The organism is Paenibacillus sp. FSL P4-0113, assembly GCF_038009305.1.
Taxonomy (GTDB): domain Bacteria; phylum Bacillota; class Bacilli; order Paenibacillales; family Paenibacillaceae; genus Paenibacillus; species Paenibacillus polymyxa_D.
The window spans coordinates 3,391,638-3,410,621 of sequence record NZ_JBBPAZ010000001.1 but is presented as its reverse complement, the minus strand read 5'-3'; the positions used below and the strand labels follow the sequence as shown (position 1 = coordinate 3,410,621).

Here is an 18,984-nt window from a genome sequence, read left to right as displayed (position 1 = left end):
GCATTATCTTTTCAATTCGGGTTAACCATCTATTGTGGAGGAATGATTGTGAGACTGCATCGTTTAATCGCGATTTTATTATGTATCGAATCTAGAGGGAGAATGAAAGCCAAGGAATTGGCGTTGGCACTGGAAACCTCTGTACGCTCCATCTACAGGGATATCGACCTCCTGGCTGAAGCCGGCGTTCCGATTGTTACCGCTTCCGGCCCGAAGGGCGGAATTTATTTAATGGAGGGTTATACGGCGAACCTGAAACAGTTGAATGGCGGGGATGTCATTCAGTTGTATTTAACAGGGATGGGCATTTATACAGGCGGGCCCACGGAATCGGGTTTGAAGTTAAAGAATGCTCTGCTCAAACTGGAACAGACGATGCCAGACTCGTATCAGTCCGATATTAAGAAAGCCAAAGCGCGGTTTTATTTTGATGATACGCCGTGGTGGACGGAACGTATAGCCATTCCTTGTCTTGAGTCCGTAAGAGCTGCGGTGTGGGGGTCCCATAAAATAAACATTCAATATGAAAAAGCTGACGGAATCTGTTCTTCCCGTCATGTGCATCCCTACGGACTTGTGGTGAAAAAAGGAGATTGGTACCTCATTGCCTTCTGTGAAGTTGGGCAGGAGGTTCGGACCTTTAAGTGTGAGCGAATCAAGGAGGTTCAACCATCTGCGGAAGTCTTTGAGGTTCCGGAGGATTTTTCGCTGGAGCATCATTGGATGAGACAAGAAACCGCGTTTAAGCAGCTTTGTGCAGAGAAAGAATACTATCCCGTTCTGATCCGAACGAATAAGAAGCAAGCGGAAATCATAGCGAAAAGGATGGAAATCATCCAGTCTGTACAGGAAGGCGCTCATTTCATTCTAACGGTCAACATGTATAGTTATGAAGCGGCCTGCCGCGATGCTATGGATTGGATTGGCAGGGTTGAAGTTGTGGAGCCTGTAATACTCCGACAGTTTGTGAAGGAAGAAATTAACCGACTCCAGAGGATATATGGATAAATCATTAAAAAAACACCTGCCTAGGGCAGATGCTTTTGCTTGTTAAGTCCAGGCCCAGAGAAATCCGTCACGATCCCAGGCGATTCTGCCACCATGAAGCTTGCGAAATGCTTTTTTGATTTCTTTTTCCAGAGATACATGACCATGCTCGCTTATAAACACATACTGCTCTCCATACTCAGAGCGTACATATGCAATTGCATCTTCTTGTTTCAGGGTGCCCACTTCACGGATCTGCGCGACCATCCATTGTGCAATTTCTTGTTCTGCTGTAGGGGTGTTGTCCATTTGTCGTATCCTTTCCTGCGTACCGATTGGGTGTAGCTGCTCGGCTCACCTCCCCGTAGTATACGGCAATTCGGAGAATTATTGAATTTTTTGATATAAATTTACTGGAGCGGTTGGCTAAGCGAGCTTTCTTTTGTATAATTAAGGGAATATTCACGGGAATTTTCTTTTTTTGTATTGTAATCATGCAAGTAATCCCTGGGGGTGCCTGGTTTGAAGGAAACAACCACAATTCGCGCAGAGCTGGAACAGTACATCAGACGAGAAGGAATTACGATTAGTAAGTTTGGGGAGAACACAGGTATTAATGCAGGAACGATCAGTGCCATTATTAACGGTAATCGTCCGATTGCGATGCTGCTGTTGGATAGGATTGGTGCAGGCATGGGGCTTGAAGAAGGGAGCCTCTATGAGTTATACATTGATGAATTTATACGGAATACGGCACCGAATTGGCGACGGGTTCGTCCCTTTTTGCATCGCTGTGCAGAGCTGAACAAACTGGATTGTATTAAGCAAGTCGTGGAGTTTATGATGGACTATCTCATATACGCCCCAGCTTTGTTTGAGACAGCAGAAGAATTATTCAGCGAAGGTAAGCTCGAGGCTGCTGCAATTATTTATAAAAATGTTTCGGAAAGTGAGAAGTACCAACATTCAGAGCGTCTGGCGCTCTGCCAATACCGTTTATTTACGATTGCCGTTGGTGATGACCAGGACGAAAATTTATGGGCAGCCACACATTTCGAAAGCTTTGTGGACCGACTGGGTGAAGCAGACCAACTGGATGCCTTAAGAGACTTGGCTAATACCTATGCCTCCTTGCGGCGTTGGGATAAAGTAGAATGGTATGCTGAAAAAATGGCTCAAAAAGCCAAGGTACAATACGAGCAAAAATACGGAAATACCAGAAGACCGGAGCGTGGCAAGGAACCTAAGGGTCCTTTGTTTATGTATATTGTATATTCTTACGTGCTGCGTGCCGGGGTGTGGGATGAGCGCGGGGATTATCAGAAGGCACTGGAATTTGTATCCCTATACTCTGATTTGAGCTGGGTGCAAGAGGATACGGAAGAAGCTCGGCGTTTGAAGGCCCTTTGTAGCAACTGGGCTGAGGCCAACGGGTATTTATACCAGTTGATGTCCGGCAGTCTGGATGTGATTCCACAGTATGTAGATTATTTGGAAAAAAACGAAGGCGAAATTCTCGTGGGGTTACATAAAATTATGGTAGCGGCCAACCGTTATGATTTTAATGTAGACCATGTACTGCAACGTTTTGAAAAACAAATTGAGGCATTTGCAGATCAGCATGTTAAGGTAGGCACTTATACGGAGCAAATGTCAGCAGATCTCTATGCACGATTTTTGGCAGAGATGGCTTGTTATGATCTCAACAAACACCGTTATACCAAAGGTATGAAATTCTTGCTTGAGAGCCTTTCTTATTCCGTCGTGCTGAATGGTAATCCTGTCACCATCAAATGTGTAGGATTATTTGAAAAGTATCGGCATACTGCCACTTCTCAGGACAAAGAGGAATATAAAAACTTACTTGGAGAGGTAGAGTACATCCATGATAAAAAAGATCGTTTTTTCTCTGCTCGCATTTAATGTTTTTATCCTGTTGAATTTTCCACCCGTTACCCCTCCTATGGAAGATCCTAGCGATGTCCACAGTCATGGGTTGGGGGGATGGGCGCTTTCATCCCTTGAACCATCTACTTGAAAAGGTCTGGATTGTCGTAACCCAAAAGGTATCCTCTTGTGAAAAGAGGATACCTTTTTTTGGTCATCCGATGCGCTTGAATGGACCGCTTGGCTCAAGGCTTGGATGATGGAGGTACAGCAGGTGGAAACCAGACATGACGCAGATCCACCCAGCCCTGACTGTTAAAAGATACGCCGCGCACAGAAGGGAGATAGGCCGTCTGAACGGGTTTTTCATATAAAATATGCAGCTGGTGCTCATCCATGAGCCGAGTTTCGATATGTTCAAATTGCTGCGCCCTAACAGTGTGATCGGCCTCCCGTGCAATTTCACGCAGCAGTCTTTCGATATCCACACGGCTATGAGGCTCAACATGTCCGGATACATTCAGATACAAGTCAAACAGGCGTAATTGCTCATCACGGTCACGAAAGAGAGAAAAGATGATTAAGTCTGACTCCATACGGATAGATGAGCTTTTGAATTCGTTCATAGATGCGGCCACGATGTTACAGGTATACCCACAGGATTCGAGCTGAGCCGCAACCCGGTCTGCGTCCGCTTTATACTCGGGAATGGTAGCAATTTGCAGTGCCGCCAGTGGTTCATAAGAATCGTTAGATGAATTTACTGCTGGAGGAAGGGAGCGATGATCCAGACATGCTACAATGCGGGCACGTATTTCTGGGTTACGCAGCGGTCCATCCTTGTGTGTATTACATGTGATAAATTTGCGTACCGAAGCCGCCGAGTGAATCTGGCTCCATGCGGTATCCGTATCTCCCGCCGATACGGGATTATGGATAATGTGAAAAGAAGAAGCGGTGTCTTCCGTATCCGACGATTCCAGCTTAGTCGCCCACGGGAGTTGGACAATTTCCACGCGGTCCAGATGAGCCCGGCCTTGAAAATAAGGTGCGAAAGCCTCCAGTGTACACAGGCTCTCGTTCATTTCCGTGACTTTGAATGCCCCTGTACCGACAGGGTGGATGCCAAAGGCGGCTTCACCCACCTGATTAAGCTCACGCGGCACAATCGCAGCCCGGCTGGTACACAGGAAGGATAGAAATAGCTCGTTTGGCTCCTTTAGTACGAAGCGTACCATCGTCGGACTTAACGCCTGGACGTGCTGAATTTGCCGGACGATAAAATGGTAAAGTCTCCTTCCCGGGGCCCGACTCAGTCGCTCAAAGGTATAGACGACGTCTTCAGCGGTGAGTATTTTTCCGTTATGAAACAGCACTTCTTTACGCAGGAAAAAAGTCCACTGTGTACGAGTGGTGTCCACCTCCCAAGCGTGCGCCAATCCCGGCAAAATCTCGCCGCTTTCGTTCGCCCGACGGGCCAGGCCATCAAAGACGTGGCTGGATACGAAGGACTCGGCAAGCCAGTTCAAGTACAACGGGTCCAGCGTATAAAGTTGCTGGCGAATAGGCAGACGTAGCGTGTCGATTTGCTGCTGATCACTTCGCACCTCCGCGTGGTGCCCAAAATAATTTAGCAGCCAGCCTTGCAAATGCTCTTGCATGGTGGAGGAGCGCGAATGAACTCGGATCTCATCCAGCGCGCGTTTGATATCATGGCGGTCTATGGCTTGCATCATGGATTGCACGGCAATGTCTTCCGGCTGAATAAGGAAGCGCAGACTGGAGCGGCGGCCTCTGCCTCGGCGGGGAGTCCATTGTATCCAGTCATGCTGCTCCATTTTCTGAATGATCATCAAGGCGTTGCGGTGAGTACAGTCAAAAATAGCTGCCAGCTCATCCAGCGTCGTCTCTATAGTATGGTTTTCGTCCTTGTCGTCAGCTGCGTGTGAGTGAAGTCGTAAAAATTGGGCATGGAGTTTCATTCAAGGTTGCTCCGTTTCCCCTATATTTGATTAAAAGCGTAGCCACTTTTATAAAATAGGAAATTTTGTTTGAATTAATTTCTCTTTATCTTCTTATTTTATCATCTACAATAAGGGTTATAAAGCATATTTGCGGAGGTATTTATCATGCATGACAAGATGAATGGAACGTCTTTGCCGAAAACGTCGTTTCTGTCTGCCTTTGCTGGCGCAATTGTGTTGGCGCTGGTTCATCAATATCTGTTCTTCGGACATGGGCTGGGCGTGTCTATGCCCATTTTTGTTATTGGGTTTTACGCCTATATGTATGCCTTTAATCGAGATCGTTTCCAGCTCAAATCATGGATAGGGCGTTTGCTGTTTGTGATCATTTTCATGCTGGCATTGACATACGTGCTGTTCAATAATCCGATCCTATATGTGTTAAATGCGCTGGCGATACCTGCTCTGATTAGCGTACATATGGTGCTGCTGTTCGGGGAGAAAAGGCATGGCTGGTCAGAACCCGGTATTATCGGTCAGGCGCTAAGCCATTGGTTTTATCAAAATTTTCGCCATATCGTGACTCCGTTTCGAATGTTTAAGACGGCAGCCTTTCGGAATGTAAAGGATGAGCGTAAGCGTGTATTGGGTAAAGTGATAATCGGTCTACTTATTGCCTTGCCGTTGCTACTCATTATTATATCTCTGCTGGCTTCGGCAGACGGGATGTTCGAAAAGTTGTTATCTGGCATACCCGAATGGATTGGCACATTGACCTTTGGGAGTGGTTTGCCGCGGCTGATCTGGATCTGCTTTTTCACCTTCTGTTTCTTCTGTTACTTGTGGGGATTTGTACAGCCTGCTCCGCGTAATACGCAGAGAGAAACTCAGTCATCAACAGTACCTTACCACGAGCCGGTTGCGATCAAGTTTGATCCTGTAATTACCGCTACGGTGCTGATTGTCATGAATTTGGTGTATGTTGTGTTCGTCGTGTTGCAGTTCGGATATTTGTTTGGTGCATGGGAAGGTGCTCTGCCCGAAGGAACCTCGTATGCCGAATATGCGAGAAGAGGATTCGGGGAGCTGGTTATGGTAACAGGTATCAACTTTGTGCTGATGATCAGTGTATTGAAGTGGACTGAATTTGGCTCAGGTATAGTGCAAAAAATGAACAGCGGCCTGCTGTACATACTCGTGGGTTGTTCGGGTGTGATGCTGTATTCGGGATATACCCGGCTGGTTATGTACGAAGAAGCATACGGCTATACGTACACCCGCTATTTGGTACACGCGTTTATGATTTTTCTGGGCTTGCTACTGCTTATTGCAGCAATGCGCATTCATTTCCGTCAACTGCCGTTGGCGAAATATTATATTGTACTCGCTCTGGTCGCCTATGTCGTCGTGAACTATGTGGGCATTGATATACGGATTGCTGAAAATAATCTCGAACGGTATCGCACGACATCGGTGATAGATAAGGAATATTTGAGTGAGCTATCGGCGGACGCGATTCCGCTGCTGATTGACTTTAGCCGTAAGGAACATGGAGCGCTGGATGAGTTTTTACAAGCCCGTTTGACGAGCATGACGAGAGAAGAATCGGCTTGGTCTGAATTCAATTGGGCAAAGTATCGAGCGCAACGAGAATTGCACAACTATATTTTGGAATGAGAGGTGTTTGGGAATGATCGGAACAGATACAGTGGAGGGTATGGTATTGGAGCTACAGGATGAGATGTCACAGTATCAGCATCAATTTGGTGTAAGACGAAACCATTTTCTTGCGGAGGCGATGTCCTACGGAATGAGTGAGGAGGAAGCTCGGTCTTATGCTATCCAGAGTATCGGTCCGGTCGTTCCCGTCGCCTATATGCCTACGTTGGCCCCGGGTAAAACCCGACCGCTCAGTCCGATGCTGGCAGCGCGGTACCGATATGCGGGGGATTGGAAGGACATCGACGAGCACCTGCTCCTGCCGGATGAGGTGCTGCGGATCGCAGGTACAGAGCAGTTTCGCAGCTGGATCAGCGATATGCGGAATTACTGGGTGGAATCGGCTCCATACCGATTCGGGGATGATCGTCTTTCGCTGCTGTCGGTTGCAAGCGAGGAAGAGGGTCACTTTTCCATGCTCGTCTGGAAGGAACCCGGTGAAGAGCCTGAAGTATGGACGTATGCTTTGCAGCATGAATACCGATTCAGTCATCTGCTCCATTGGTTCAAGTGGCTGAACGGGCGAAGTGAAGAATGAGAGGTACAGATGATAAAAAAGAATCGTAATTGGATCGTGCTATTTATCGGCATCGCTCTGATGGTGGGGGCAGCAGACTATTTAACACAAGCTAAGCCTACGACTACTCCTGAGCTTATCGTTCCAACCGTAATCAGTGAAGAAAGCCTTCAGTTAAGTGATGATTAGGCTTTTTCTTCTGCCCGCTCGTATCGTTGGATATTCGGGAGGGAGTCTCGCTTATTAAGGCAAAAAGCATGAACGTACCTATGATTCTCCTTTAGCGCGTAACTGTGCGCTTTGCTGGGAAGTTTCCCCCGGCAAGGCGCTGTATATTTTCTCCATGTTGAACACGGTTTTTTCCGGTTCTTTCCATGTGATGATAAATATTTCCTTATTTCAAGCATTTATGCCTATTTTTGAGCTACTGATATTTTTGAAATAAGGAGGTTGTTTTTTGGATCGCGTAGGAATGGTCAGGGACTTGGATAGCTTAGGTCGGATTGTCATCCCCGTGGATATAAGAAAGCGTCTGGGGATTGGCAAGCATACAGCGATGGAGTTTTGGATGACGGAGAGTGGTTTGATCATGCGACAATGCACGGGGAAAGTTTGTACCTTATGTGGCGAACCTCAACATCTTACATATTTTAAAAATGCTTGGATCTGTATCTCTTGTATGAATGAATTGAAAAATAAACGATAAAGCTGGCAATCGGATTATTTGGCATGTATGTTACAATAAAAGGGCGAGTGACCCACCACAAGTTTCTCGCCCGGTCGATTGCCTTCAAGCAATCGGCTTTTTTAATTTTGCATAGTATATCCGATTGTATTGATTAATCAGTTCGTCCAAGACCATAGATTGACGGAGTACATAGATATGCTCTAGTCCATATTTCGCTTGCAAATCATAGAGCCGCTGTCGATTTTTCTCCAATCGTTGTTGCAAAGTTTCTTCACTTCCCATCATACACCCCTCCTTAGGTGATACTTATTTTAGGATGCCATGTGTATTTATGGGAAAAGTGAAAGTACATGAGGAATATCTTTTCTAAAAATTAAAAACCAGCTTTAGGAGCTGTAAGACGATCTAATTGTACGGTTGCCCGTGACGATCCCGCTTACCGTGCCTGGATTTATGTCTGCTACCAGACCGAATGGGTAATGTTTAACCCAAGAGTTGAATATACGGGAGGTTTTATCCTATTTGATCATGGAAATACCTAGTTGGAACCGATGATTTGGGCTACCAATCCCATCAATCACTAAAGGAACATTCAGATTTTTTTGAATTAATATTTTTAAAGATTACTGATTATAACCCAAAGTACGACTACTCTTTTAAACTCAAATTATTATAAAAGGCTTGTTGCATCAAGCTTGGATGGAATTACCTGCATACGTTCAGACGGATAATAGAGCATAAAACAAGGTACATAAACATGTCATATATTTTGGTATTTTCATAGTTTTATAGTCAATGACATAAAGAGGTGTTACTGCTATAGTTTGGGATAAGGGGCGACTTAATCCTCTCCGCTCACCTTAGAACTACAACAATGAGTGTCTAATGAATAGAGGGACTCAAAGGGCTGTGTGCAAACCTCATGCATCTTAATGGGAGCACACCATAAAAGGAGGTGTTCATGTATGGAAAATTAGAGGTATGGGGCTAACTATAAACCTCAACGTTTTAAGAAATATATAGTTCAAATTTAATCTATAAAATCATTTTGTGAAAAAAGTAGATTATATTAAAATTTAGGGAGGATATAGAATGAAGAAGGGGAATATTCGCAAAGTTACGACTAAAAAAATTGTTACAATTGCTGCACTTACTATTTTATCATTACACAGTTCATTGTTTTTTTCTTTGCAAGCATCTGCTGCTACCACATCCTTATTGTCGTGGGATTTAGTTGATTCTACTAAGCACCTAGAATGGGGAGGAAATACAGCTTATCAAAATTCATTTAATGCAGGAGTAAATTCTTGGGAAAATTATAAGTTTGGTATTATTAGGCCAGACTATGTATCAACTATTGAAGATGTTACATTATCCGATTATTACGAAGTCAGTACAACTGCCGGTGTAACTTCTTCAGCGGGTACATTGAAATTCAATGAATATCGAATGAATACCTATAGCTCTAATCAAAAGCAAAATGTTGCTACTCATGAGCTTGGTCATGCTCTTGGATTGGGTCATAATACAAGTAGTGATGTAATGTATATGTATGTTACGTCTATAACAACGCTCAGCGCTAATGATAAAGCTTCATACGATCTCGCTTATAAAAAATACTAATTAAGGAGGTACAATCAATGATAATTAACATGAAGAAAAGTTTTATTTTCTTGTCTCTTTTCGCAATGATTTCCATGCTGGCTTCCGGTTGCTCCAATAGTAATGTAGACAAGAATATAACGAAGGCTGGCGAGGTTCCAACCAGTTATTTACATGCTTCATTTGATATAAATGTAGATAACCCTAAAGAGGTTGTAGGTTTTGCAGATTATGTATTTGTAGGATTTGTAGAAGAAATGACTGGAACTGATTATAAATTTCCTGTAACGAAAGAAACGGAAGATGGGCCAAAAGAATTGAAAAGTCCCTATACGAATTATTCCATTAAAGTGCTTGATAATATAAAAGGTAATCTAAAGAAAGATGTTTCCATTCCTCTTCAAAAGTCCGGGGGATTGAGTGAAGATAAGAGCACATATCTTTTATATGAAGATGACTTTCTTCCACAAAAAGGGAAGGCATACGTATTTACTGCTGCGACTCAGCCCGATGGTTCGTTGTTAGTATCAGGGCCAAATTCTAATATAGAAGTAAAAACAGATTTCTTTTCGAAAAACAGTATCCAGAAACTTAGTGAAGAGAGCATTGCTAATGAACTAACCAAAACAGATGAGTATAAAAAGTATCAGGATGCGTATAAAAACGAAATTGATAAAGATCGAAAAAGATTTACTTCCAAGTATGAAGCTTCTTAATATGAGCATTCTGCATAAATTTCCGGAGGGACTTCAATCGGATGATGCGAAACTCTGAATACCAATTTGTGATATAGATTTTTGTAAAGCAGTCTAAACCTCAAATATAGGGGATTTAGACTGCTTTAATCTAAAAACCTAATTCAGCTACCCGCCTTGAACCACCTTCAAAAGTAACGAAGGCAACAATTCTACAGGAGAACTAGAGGGCAATTTAACTGTAAGTCGATCAGGCTTATATAGATATTCTCGATAGAAAGCGCCCAAGGATTGAAGAGGGAAGCCCCGTTTCTCGAAGCAGTTCATTTGTTACCATAAAAGATCCTCTTCAATAAAAACAAAAGATTAGCTCAAATGAAAAAGCTAAAATGAATCATTTAGGACGCCTTCATTGGAAATCCAATCTCTTAGTTAAGACGCTTTATGTTATTCTTTGAAGATGCAATATAAAATTGGCGTGTAGTTCTCAATTATGGCCCGCTTACTAGCATTACTATTCACCATTATTTTTCTAAAAAGAGTAGGTTATAAATCCTATATAAAAAACCCAGCTCAAAAAGCCGGGCTTACATTATAAAGGATTTTTGTATGCTTATATAAATCCATCCGCAATAAAATAGATCTACTTACAAGAATGGTCTTAAAATTAATTAGCCACCATGTTGTTCCATAAGCTGTTGGGTAGGTAATTTTTCTTGGGGATGTATTGGGATGAACAATCCCCACACAAAGCTAGTTGCTAGAAGAATTATTCCTAGTTTTTTTTTCATCTTTATACACCTCATCAATCAGATTTTGGTAGGTTGCTATAGTTTCAGAAGATGCATGCTTTCTAAAACGTTCAAATACTCCTACGCACCTAATTATACATTCTTTACTTTTCAGCTTAGAAGATTTTTCTAGACTACTTAAAACAAAGTCTAAACCCACGCTATACATACCTTTACGTAAATAGTAATCAGCTAATTCATTTAGATAACGAGCAAAACGTTCTGAAATAAATTGTTTAGTATACACACGTTCATCTTTATGCTGTTCAGCTAATGTTTTGATCTCAATTTTGAATTTCTGTAATATATGATCCACATTAATATCAAATCGATTGGCTGCTTCTATTATATTTAATAAAGCAGGAAGCAATTCATCTTTTTTAGATTCAATATACGCTACATATTCAGGAAGTATACTTATATCTCCAGATAACAGCTTATTTACATAAGTATTAGCTTGTGCCCATTCTTTAAATCGGTTTATCCAATATTGAGTTTCCTTATCCTTCTCCCTCACCCAACTTAAATCGCTATAAGCGTAAGTATGTTGTAATGCCTGCTTATAATCCCCAGTCGCTTCACTAACACAAGCACGTAGTAAATGCGGAAGGGCGCGATAGAAGAATAACGGCATTTTGGATTTTTTTCTTGTTTCGCGTTTCTCATTCAATGAATATTGAATTTCGGCCTTACTCTCCAATACAGGTATCAGTTCCTCTAGTTTGTTAAATAATCGCAATGAACGGTATGTGTTGGCTAAATCTCTTAAGGCATCCAATTGATCTATGTCATCCAGACGTTCGATGAAAGGTTCAAACTGAGTAGCAGCCTGATGGTTTTTCTGTTGATCGTCTCCTTGCTTTGCCATAAAAATGCGGTACTGACAAAGGGCTAGTCGCTCGGAGTGCTGCTTTTTCTCACCAACGGCTACGCTCTCATAAAGACTGATGGACGCTGCAAACTTTCCTTGTTGGAAAAAGTCCTCAGCTATGGTAAACAGGGCATCGCCGTATGCCAGCTTTTCCATGAGCAGGTTAACGACCTGCTCAATGCAGTCCAACATGTTCAATTCTGCACAATGATAGAAAAGGGGCCTGACTCTACGTATGTTAGGGGTTGTTGCACTCAAAAATTCCTCAATATAATTCTTGTAAAAATGTCCTTTGGGGTGACCCAACGTGGCTGTAATACGATCTAATTGTTGAACGGAAAGTGTACGGTTGCCTGTGACGATCCCGCTTACTGTACCCGGGTTTATACCTGCCACCAGACCGAATTGAGTAATGTTTAACTCGTTCTGTTTCATGAAGTTTTCCAATTCTGCGCGTATCGTGGTTGTAGGTTCCAAGTGTAACAACCCCTTTAACGTAACATTTTATGTATTCCGTTAGATAGCGATCTATAAGGATATTTATTGGGACAATCCGATGCTAAAATATAAATCCATTCTGGGAGATATTATACCATCTTATGGATGTATTATATATACTTTTCTACTAATTACTTTTTTGTGAATTAGGATTATTTCCTTGCGTATTGCGTTGTTAAAGTAAGCCGGAAATCACCCTAATAGTTGAGAGGGAATGGAGGCCAACATCAATTGAATGTGGAGCCATTCAGATGTTCAAGCGACTCCGTTCATTTCCTCTACAACTTATATTCAGGGGGAATTTCAATGGCTAGAAGTGCAAGTACTTACGCATCTGTAATTGACGGTTTTAAGGTAGAAACGAACAAGAAGTATTCGCCAGTAGGTGGAACGAAATGTAATATTTTCGCTCAAGACGTGATGTCTGCGATGTCAGCACCCTTGCCAAGCGGCTTAGCCAATCAAATGGCTGATGCTTTACTGAATAAAAAAGCGCCGGGCTGGTACTCTGTAACCTTTCAGGATGCTCAAAAAAGAGCTAATCTCGGGTATCCTACGATCGGGATCAAAAAAGAGGATGGACATGGTCATGTAGTCGTTGTCAGACCGAAGGGTTCATCGATTACGATTTTGAAAGAAGTACAGGTTGCTCAGGCGGGGACCAAGAATTATAACAGTAACACCATTAACTATTCGTGGGTGGCAGCAGATCTGCCTGGAGTGAAATTCTACACACACGACTAATTATATTCGATATACTGGAAATTTAATGACCCCGGAAGCAGATCCACTCGATCTGTTTCCGGGGTCGTCTTTTTTATTTTGAAACGGAATGTTTAGATACAATGAAAGCTTTGCCTGGCTTGATAAAAGCAACAGCATAGCCATTGGAGAAGGAGGAGGATTCCGCTCTGTACTCAAGTTTAGTCAGCAGTTGCCCTTGACGATTGATGTAGCCAAATTTGCCGTCTGAGACGGATGATTGTGTTTGTTTACCGACTAAAGCAAAGCCTTCTTTGAACGGAGAGGTAACATCATATTTAAGTTGATATTTAATGACCAGCGTTCCGTTTTTATCAATAAATCCGATTTCGTTTTTTGCATTTTTCACACTCGCCAGGCCTTCACTAAAATTCTGAGCATCCGTAAATTTAAAGGGAATCACGACTTTCCCCTGTTTATTGATGAATCCCCATTTCCCCTTGGTATTTTGCACCGGGGCCAATCCCTCCGAGAAGTCTCCGCCAGATTTATATTGAAGAGGAATGACTTCTTTCCCTGCTGTATTGATATACCCGTAGAGCTCTTTGCTATTTTGAACAATAGCCAAGCCATCCGAGAAACCACGACTGTATTTGTATTTATAAGGAATCGCTAGTTGACCAGAGGCATTCACAAAACCGATCTTGCCAGTGTTGGGGGCGTAGGCAAGAGCCAGACCGTCCGTAAATATATATTCTGAATCCACATTTTCTTTAAAATGAGAAAGGATTTTTCCCGTTCGATCTATAATTGCATTTTCTTTGGTGTCTGCTATGGTGACCTTGGCTTTTCCTTCCGAAAAGAAATTGGCTTCGGTATATTGGCAAGGGATGACTAGTGTTCCTTTGGTGTTCATGTACCCATAGAGATTGGTTTTTGTATTTTTGACGACGGCTCGCTGCTCATGAAAATCGCCAACGGGTTTAAGCTCGGCGGGAAGTGAGAAAGCTTTTGCTCCTTTGGTATTGTAATACACAAGGTTTCCAGCAGATGTTTCAGCGGCCAATAAGCCATCATGAAAAGCACCATCGCTCAGCGGGCGAGCAATGTTGTAATCCAGAGCAGTTTTAGAAACTTCAATGGTTGTTGTGCTGGATGCGGCCCAGCCTGTTCCAATAACGGAGAGGCTAGTAACCAGAATCAATGCAGCTAATCCTAACTTTTTTAACATGCATAAGCTCCTTTATGAGTTGATTTGATTTTTTAACTTTGGGCTTCGGAAAATCTTACCCCCATACGTAAGGTCTTCCATAATATAGACGATAAAAATGTAGGAATGTTTCTTGATATTCTAAATTTTTCTAATTTTCAGCTATTACTGAGAGATTAAAGATAAGAGATCACGTTCATTTTCAAGAAAAAAAGTGGAGAAGTCGTGTCATTTTAAAAAAAGTCTATACATATAACCTAAATGTATAGACAAATCAAAAGACTGGATTTATAATTACGCTGTAAACGTTTTCTAGTACTTAACATCCAATAATACCTTGAAGGGAAGGAATAATCATGAAAAAAATTTTACTGGCGTGCAGCTCAGGTATGTCTACAAGTTTGCTGGTTACCAAGATGCAGGAATATGCTAAGTCCATTGGAGACGAGGCTGAAATTTGGGCAGTAGGTCAAGATCAGGCGGCAGAAGACATGGCTAAGGCTGACGCGGTATTGATTGGACCACAAATGAGTTTTCTGAAAGGACAACTGGAAAAGGAAGCAGCTCCATATGGTATTCACGTAGAAGTGATCGACATGATGGCCTACGGAATGGTTGACGGTAAGAAAGCCTATGAACAGGCCGTGAAGCTGGTGGAACGCAAAAATGGATAAAGTCAATATAGCTGAACTGACGGAAGAACAGATTAGTTTCCAACTTATTCTTCATAGTGGAAGCGCTCGCAGTAAAGTAATTCAGGCGCTGACTGAATACCGAAATGAAAATGTAGAAGGCGCGGACGAACTGCTCAAACAAGCCAAGCAGGATTTACGTGCTGCACATGATATCCATTTTCAAATGGTTAAGAAGGAAGCGGGAGGTACCCAAACTCCCTTCTCGCTCCTTCTGATGCATGCCGAGGATCATCTGATGTCCACGGTTACCATGAAAGACCTGGTTCTAGAATTGCTGGAGCTGTTCAAATCCAGAAATTTATAGCGAAACATATAAGTATGTGAAATTTAGGACATAAAAAGCTTGCAACCCTATTGATGCAAGTCACTTCGCGGGGAGGAATAGGCTTTGTTTGAGAAATTAAGCCGGATACTGATACCTATTGCCGGTAAACTGAACAACAACCGCTATCTTACTGTACTACGTGATGCATTTATGTTGTCATTTCCATTAACAGTTTTTGGCTCCATCATCGTCGTTATTATCAATCTGCCGTTTCTAAAAGGGTGGATGGGCGACGGCAATTATGCGACTTTTAACAGTCTGCTGAACATTGCGCCGAGTGCCACACTGAACATCATGACCTTATTCGTGGTTGTCGGGATCGGCTATTATTTATCCCGAAGTTATAAGGTCGAGCCCATATTCGGCGGCATGATCGCGTTGGTCAGCTTCTTGATGCTCACCCCGTTTGTGCTGACACAAGAAAGCGGTGCCACGATTGCTGGTGTCATTCCGTTGGATCGGATTGGGGCCAAAGGCATGTTCCTTGGCATGATCGTTGCTTTTATAGCTGGTGAAATTTACCGAAGAGTGACACAGCGGAACATTATTATCAAAATGCCTCCAGGCGTTCCGCCGGCAGTTGCCAAGTCATTTGCCGCTTTGCTTCCGGCATGTATTACATTGGGCATATTTTTGATCATTAATGTTGTAGTTACACTGACCCTTCATAATAACCTGCATGATCTGATTTATCATGCCGTACAGGCACCGCTGGTACATTTGGGCAGTGGCATTATCCCTACATTGATTGCTATTTTCTTTGTTCAGCTTTTATGGTTCTTTGGTCTTCATGGTCAAATCATTATCAACTCGGTTATGGAGCCGATCTGGAATACGCTGGCACTTGAAAACTATGAAGCATACTCCAAAGGAGCGGAACTGCCGCATATTATCACCAAGCAGTTTGTGGATATTTATACCGTAGGTATCGGTGGTACAGGTATGACACTGGCAGTCGTGCTCACGATTCTGATCTTCCTGAAGAGCAAGCAATTGAAGCAGGTCAGTAAGTTGGCCATTGGACCAGGTCTGTTCAATGTCAATGAACCCGTCATTTTCGGTTTGCCGATTGTGATGAATCCGCTTATTTTTGTCCCATGGGTCATTGCTCCAATGATCGTTACGCTGATTACTTACTTCGCGATGTCCACCGGGCTTGTACCACCGCCTAACGGAATACAGGTCCCTTGGACGATGCCGTTGTTCTTTAGTGGAATGATGGCTACGGGATCTCTAATGGGAGGCGTACTGCAGTTGTTTAATATGGCTGTCGTTTTTGTCATTTGGTTCCCATTCCTGAAATTTATTGATCGGATGAACGTTCGTAAAGAGCAGGAAGAGGAGCTTAACCAAGCAGCCATTGCAGGTAAGGATCAAACTGTTGGAATGTAATGTGAATAAGCTGCTGGATTAGCAGCTTATTCATGCAAAAGAGAGAGGAGTAGAGCTGTGAATCATACCGAAATGAAAGATAACGAGCAGCAAACCATTCAATACCGTTTTCCATCCGACTTCTGGTGGGGCTCATCGGCCTCGGCTACCCAGACAGAAGGAACCATGGAGGGAGACGGCAAAGGACCGAACATTTGGGATTATTGGTTTGAGCAGGAGCCGAACCGTTTTTATGACGGGGTTGGACCTGGCGAAACGTCCCGTTTCTATACCCGTTACAAAGAAGATATTGCACTCATGAAAGAGCTTGGTCACAACTCCTTCCGGTTCTCTATTTCCTGGTCGCGTCTGTTTCCAGCGGGAAGGGGTGCGATGAACCAGAAGGCGGTTGATTTCTATAATGCCGTCATTGCAGAGTTGCATCAGGCGGGGATTGAGCCATTTGTGAGTTTGTATCATTTTGATTTGCCGATGGCTTTACAGGAAAAAGGAGGATGGGTGAACCGGGAGACGGTCGAAGCTTACGTAGATTACGCTAACACTTGCTTTGGGCTATTCGGAGATCGTGTGGCCAAATGGTTTACGCATAATGAGCCGATTGTCCCAGTGGAAGGCGGCTATCTGTACGATTTCCATTATCCGAATGAAGTGGATTTCGGTAAAGCTGTACAGGTGGGATACCATACCCTGTTATCGAGCGCGAGTGCCATTAAGGCATACAAAGAGGGAGGCTACAAGGGCAAAATCGGAATTATTTTGAACCTGACGCCGACCTATCCGCGTAGTCAGCACCCGGCAGACGTGCAGGCTGCTGAAATATGCGATGCGTTCTTTAACCGTTCCTTTTTAGACCCATCTGTGACGGGAGAATTTAACCCTTTGCTCGTGGAACTGTTGCGCCAAGAGGGCTTTGTACCGCTGATGGAAGACGGGGACCGGGAGATTATACGTCAAGGCACGGTGGGCCTGCTGGGGATTAACTATTATCAGCCTCGCAGAGTCAAGGCTCGCGAAAGTCTGCCGAATCCAGATGCGCCTTTTGTGCCGGAACGATTCTTCGATTATTACGCTATGCCTGGCCGTAAGATGAATGAGATGCGGGGCTGGGAGATTTATGAGAAGGGCATTTACGACATTCTGACCAATGTCAGACTGAATTACGGCAACATTGAATGCTTCATTTCAGAAAATGGGATGGGTGTTCAAGGCGAGGAAAAATTCAGGGATGAGCACGGCATGATCCATGATGACTATCGCATTGATTTTATCCGTGAGCATCTCAAATGGGTTCAACGGGCCATCTTGGAGGGCTCCAATGTGAAAGGCTATCACTTATGGACGTTTATGGACAACTGGTCCTGGACGAATGCTTATAAGAATCGCTATGGTTTTGTGTCTGTCGATCTTCAGGACGGCGGCAAAAGATCCGTTAAACAGAGTGGGCACTGGTTCAAACAAGTGATCGAAAATAACGGATTCTAAGGTGGTGGGTGGTCCTCTGGACTGCCTTTTTTTTATCACCGTGCCAAGTTACTCTGTATACTGCTGGTGAGAAAGTATATTGTTCGGTATACTTACTTATACCGTAATACCTCGATGTCCCCGCCTGCAGAACCAAAAGAACCAGCGCTACCGATTTTTTTGGTAAAATGCTGACATAAAACAAATTTTAGTACAGGTGGTAGACAGATGAATAAATACGAACGGATTGCACAAGAGGTCAAGAAGCGTATTATAGATAAGACCTATAGCAGTGATGATCCGATTCCCGATGAAATTTCACTGGCCAGTGAGTTCCGGGTAAGTCGGATGACGATTAAGCGGGCATTGGATACGTTGGTGTCGGAAGGGCTGTTGAATCGTAAAAGAGGACACGGAACCTTTATCGTCAAATCGGTCTACAATGTCCCGGTTAATGTCGTTGTGAATGAAATGCTGGGGCTGACAAACGTACTGCGCGGGAAAGAAATCAAAAGTAAAATCATAGCGTTTGACGTTCAATTTCCATCTGAAGAGGTAGCGGCGCATCTATTTATTGATGCCAATTCTCCTGTGTATCATGTCGTCCGTCTGCGTATTGTAGAGGGCGAGCCCTATGTGATAGAGCGCACATACATGCCTACCAAGCTGATCAGCGGTATTACCGAGCAGGTGTTGCACGGCTCAGTGTACAAACATATTAAGGAGGAGCTGGGCCTTAATATTGTCAGTTCACATCGTACCATCCGCGCGTCCAAGTCGACTGAGCTAGATTGGGAGTATTTGGACTGTGGTGTGGATGATCCGGTTTTAGAAATTGAGCAGGTAGGTTATCTGGATACGGGTATACCGTTTGAATACTCATTCTCACGGCATCGGTATGATAAATTTGTGTTTACCACAGTAAATCGGATACGTTGAGCGAATGAGTACGAAACAGGTGGTAAAGCAAGCATGGCAGA

19 protein-coding genes are annotated in these 18,984 nt (G+C 43.4%); 14 read left to right on the top strand and 5 right to left on the bottom strand.

Features of this window, described 5'->3' with window-relative positions; genetic code table 11:
- The first annotated feature begins 48 nt into the window (after positions 1-48).
- A complete protein-coding gene (locus MKX46_RS14565; RefSeq protein WP_341071397.1) occupies positions 49-1,008 on the top strand; it encodes a helix-turn-helix transcriptional regulator in 960 nt (319 codons plus the stop codon).
- A gap of 42 nt (positions 1,009-1,050) precedes the next feature.
- Here MKX46_RS14565 and MKX46_RS14560 read toward each other — a convergent pair whose 3' ends face one another.
- The gene (locus MKX46_RS14560) at positions 1,051-1,296 is read right to left on the bottom strand and encodes a DUF6953 family protein (protein ID WP_069012262.1); all 246 of its coding nucleotides are present in this window, start codon (positions 1,294-1,296) and stop codon (positions 1,051-1,053) included.
- A gap of 213 nt (positions 1,297-1,509) precedes the next feature.
- On the opposite strand from MKX46_RS14560, the gene MKX46_RS14555 reads away from it, so the two are divergent.
- Entirely contained in the window at positions 1,510-2,910 is a 1,401-nt protein-coding gene (locus MKX46_RS14555; protein WP_069012261.1) for a transcriptional regulator, read from the top strand.
- A 209-nt stretch (positions 2,911-3,119) separates the two neighbouring features.
- On the opposite strand, the gene MKX46_RS14550 is transcribed toward MKX46_RS14555, so the two are convergent.
- Positions 3,120-4,856 (bottom strand): ABC transporter substrate-binding protein, encoded by a 1,737-nt coding sequence (locus tag MKX46_RS14550; RefSeq protein WP_341071396.1) that lies wholly within the window; start codon positions 4,854-4,856, stop codon positions 3,120-3,122.
- 147 nt (positions 4,857-5,003) lie between these two features.
- Between MKX46_RS14550 and MKX46_RS14545 the strand changes: the two genes are divergently transcribed.
- The 4 genes from MKX46_RS14545 (at position 5,004) to MKX46_RS14530 (ending at position 7,780) form a co-directional block, all read left to right on the top strand.
- Entirely contained in the window at positions 5,004-6,515 is a 1,512-nt protein-coding gene (locus MKX46_RS14545; protein WP_029518789.1) for a DUF4153 domain-containing protein, read from the top strand.
- A 13-nt stretch (positions 6,516-6,528) separates the two neighbouring features.
- Positions 6,529-7,095, top strand: a complete 567-nt coding sequence (locus tag MKX46_RS14540) for a hypothetical protein (protein WP_029518788.1) — start codon at positions 6,529-6,531, stop codon at positions 7,093-7,095.
- 9 nt (positions 7,096-7,104) lie between these two features.
- Positions 7,105-7,263: a hypothetical protein gene (locus MKX46_RS14535; RefSeq protein ID WP_176715748.1), complete on the top strand. Its 159-nt coding sequence runs from the start codon at positions 7,105-7,107 to the stop codon at positions 7,261-7,263.
- Positions 7,264-7,531: 268 nt separating this feature from the next.
- Positions 7,532-7,780, top strand: coding sequence for an AbrB/MazE/SpoVT family DNA-binding domain-containing protein (locus MKX46_RS14530; protein ID WP_209947591.1), 249 nt, complete (start codon positions 7,532-7,534; stop codon positions 7,778-7,780).
- 84 nt (positions 7,781-7,864) lie between these two features.
- Here the strand turns inward: MKX46_RS14530 and MKX46_RS14525 are convergent, their stop codons facing one another.
- A complete protein-coding gene (locus MKX46_RS14525) occupies positions 7,865-8,044 on the bottom strand; it encodes an aspartyl-phosphate phosphatase Spo0E family protein (protein WP_209947593.1) in 180 nt (59 codons plus the stop codon).
- An 810-nt stretch (positions 8,045-8,854) separates the two neighbouring features.
- On the opposite strand from MKX46_RS14525, the gene MKX46_RS14520 reads away from it, so the two are divergent.
- Together MKX46_RS14520 and MKX46_RS14515 are read left to right on the top strand one after the other, a co-directional pair.
- Positions 8,855-9,385: a matrixin family metalloprotease gene (locus MKX46_RS14520; protein ID WP_341071395.1), complete on the top strand. Its 531-nt coding sequence runs from the start codon at positions 8,855-8,857 to the stop codon at positions 9,383-9,385.
- Positions 9,386-9,402: 17 nt separating this feature from the next.
- Positions 9,403-10,080 (top strand): cell surface protein, encoded by a 678-nt coding sequence (locus tag MKX46_RS14515; protein WP_209947597.1) that lies wholly within the window; start codon positions 9,403-9,405, stop codon positions 10,078-10,080.
- A gap of 732 nt (positions 10,081-10,812) precedes the next feature.
- Here MKX46_RS14515 and MKX46_RS14510 read toward each other — a convergent pair.
- Positions 10,813-12,198, bottom strand: a complete 1,386-nt coding sequence (locus MKX46_RS14510; protein ID WP_209947599.1) for a transcriptional regulator — start codon at positions 12,196-12,198, stop codon at positions 10,813-10,815.
- Positions 12,199-12,525: 327 nt separating this feature from the next.
- On the opposite strand from MKX46_RS14510, the gene MKX46_RS14505 reads away from it, so the two are divergent.
- Positions 12,526-12,963, top strand: coding sequence for a hypothetical protein (locus MKX46_RS14505; protein ID WP_165145680.1), 438 nt, complete (start codon positions 12,526-12,528; stop codon positions 12,961-12,963).
- Between the two features lie 73 nt (positions 12,964-13,036).
- Here the strand turns inward: MKX46_RS14505 and MKX46_RS14500 are convergent, their stop codons facing one another.
- Positions 13,037-14,152: a WG repeat-containing protein gene (locus tag MKX46_RS14500; protein WP_029518774.1), complete on the bottom strand. Its 1,116-nt coding sequence runs from the start codon at positions 14,150-14,152 to the stop codon at positions 13,037-13,039.
- A 335-nt stretch (positions 14,153-14,487) separates the two neighbouring features.
- On the opposite strand from MKX46_RS14500, the gene MKX46_RS14495 reads away from it, so the two are divergent.
- From MKX46_RS14495 to MKX46_RS14475, 5 genes are all read left to right on the top strand, one after another.
- Positions 14,488-14,805: a PTS sugar transporter subunit IIB gene (locus tag MKX46_RS14495; RefSeq protein ID WP_029518773.1), complete on the top strand. Its 318-nt coding sequence runs from the start codon at positions 14,488-14,490 to the stop codon at positions 14,803-14,805.
- On the top strand, positions 14,798-15,130 hold the full coding sequence (locus MKX46_RS14490; protein ID WP_013312602.1) for a PTS lactose/cellobiose transporter subunit IIA: 333 nt from the start codon (positions 14,798-14,800) through the stop codon (positions 15,128-15,130). The genes MKX46_RS14495 and MKX46_RS14490 overlap by 8 nt, the downstream gene beginning before the upstream one ends.
- Before the next feature lie 84 nt (positions 15,131-15,214).
- Positions 15,215-16,543 carry a PTS cellobiose transporter subunit IIC gene (gene celB, locus MKX46_RS14485; protein ID WP_029518772.1) on the top strand — a complete coding sequence of 443 codons (1,329 nt, stop codon included), beginning with the start codon at positions 15,215-15,217 and terminating at the stop codon, positions 16,541-16,543.
- Positions 16,544-16,615: 72 nt separating this feature from the next.
- Positions 16,616-18,025, top strand: a complete 1,410-nt coding sequence (locus MKX46_RS14480) for a glycoside hydrolase family 1 protein (protein ID WP_341071908.1) — start codon at positions 16,616-16,618, stop codon at positions 18,023-18,025.
- A gap of 207 nt (positions 18,026-18,232) precedes the next feature.
- The gene (locus MKX46_RS14475; protein WP_029518770.1) at positions 18,233-18,943 is read left to right on the top strand and encodes a GntR family transcriptional regulator; all 711 of its coding nucleotides are present in this window, start codon (positions 18,233-18,235) and stop codon (positions 18,941-18,943) included.
- Positions 18,944-18,984: the final 41 nt, after the last annotated feature.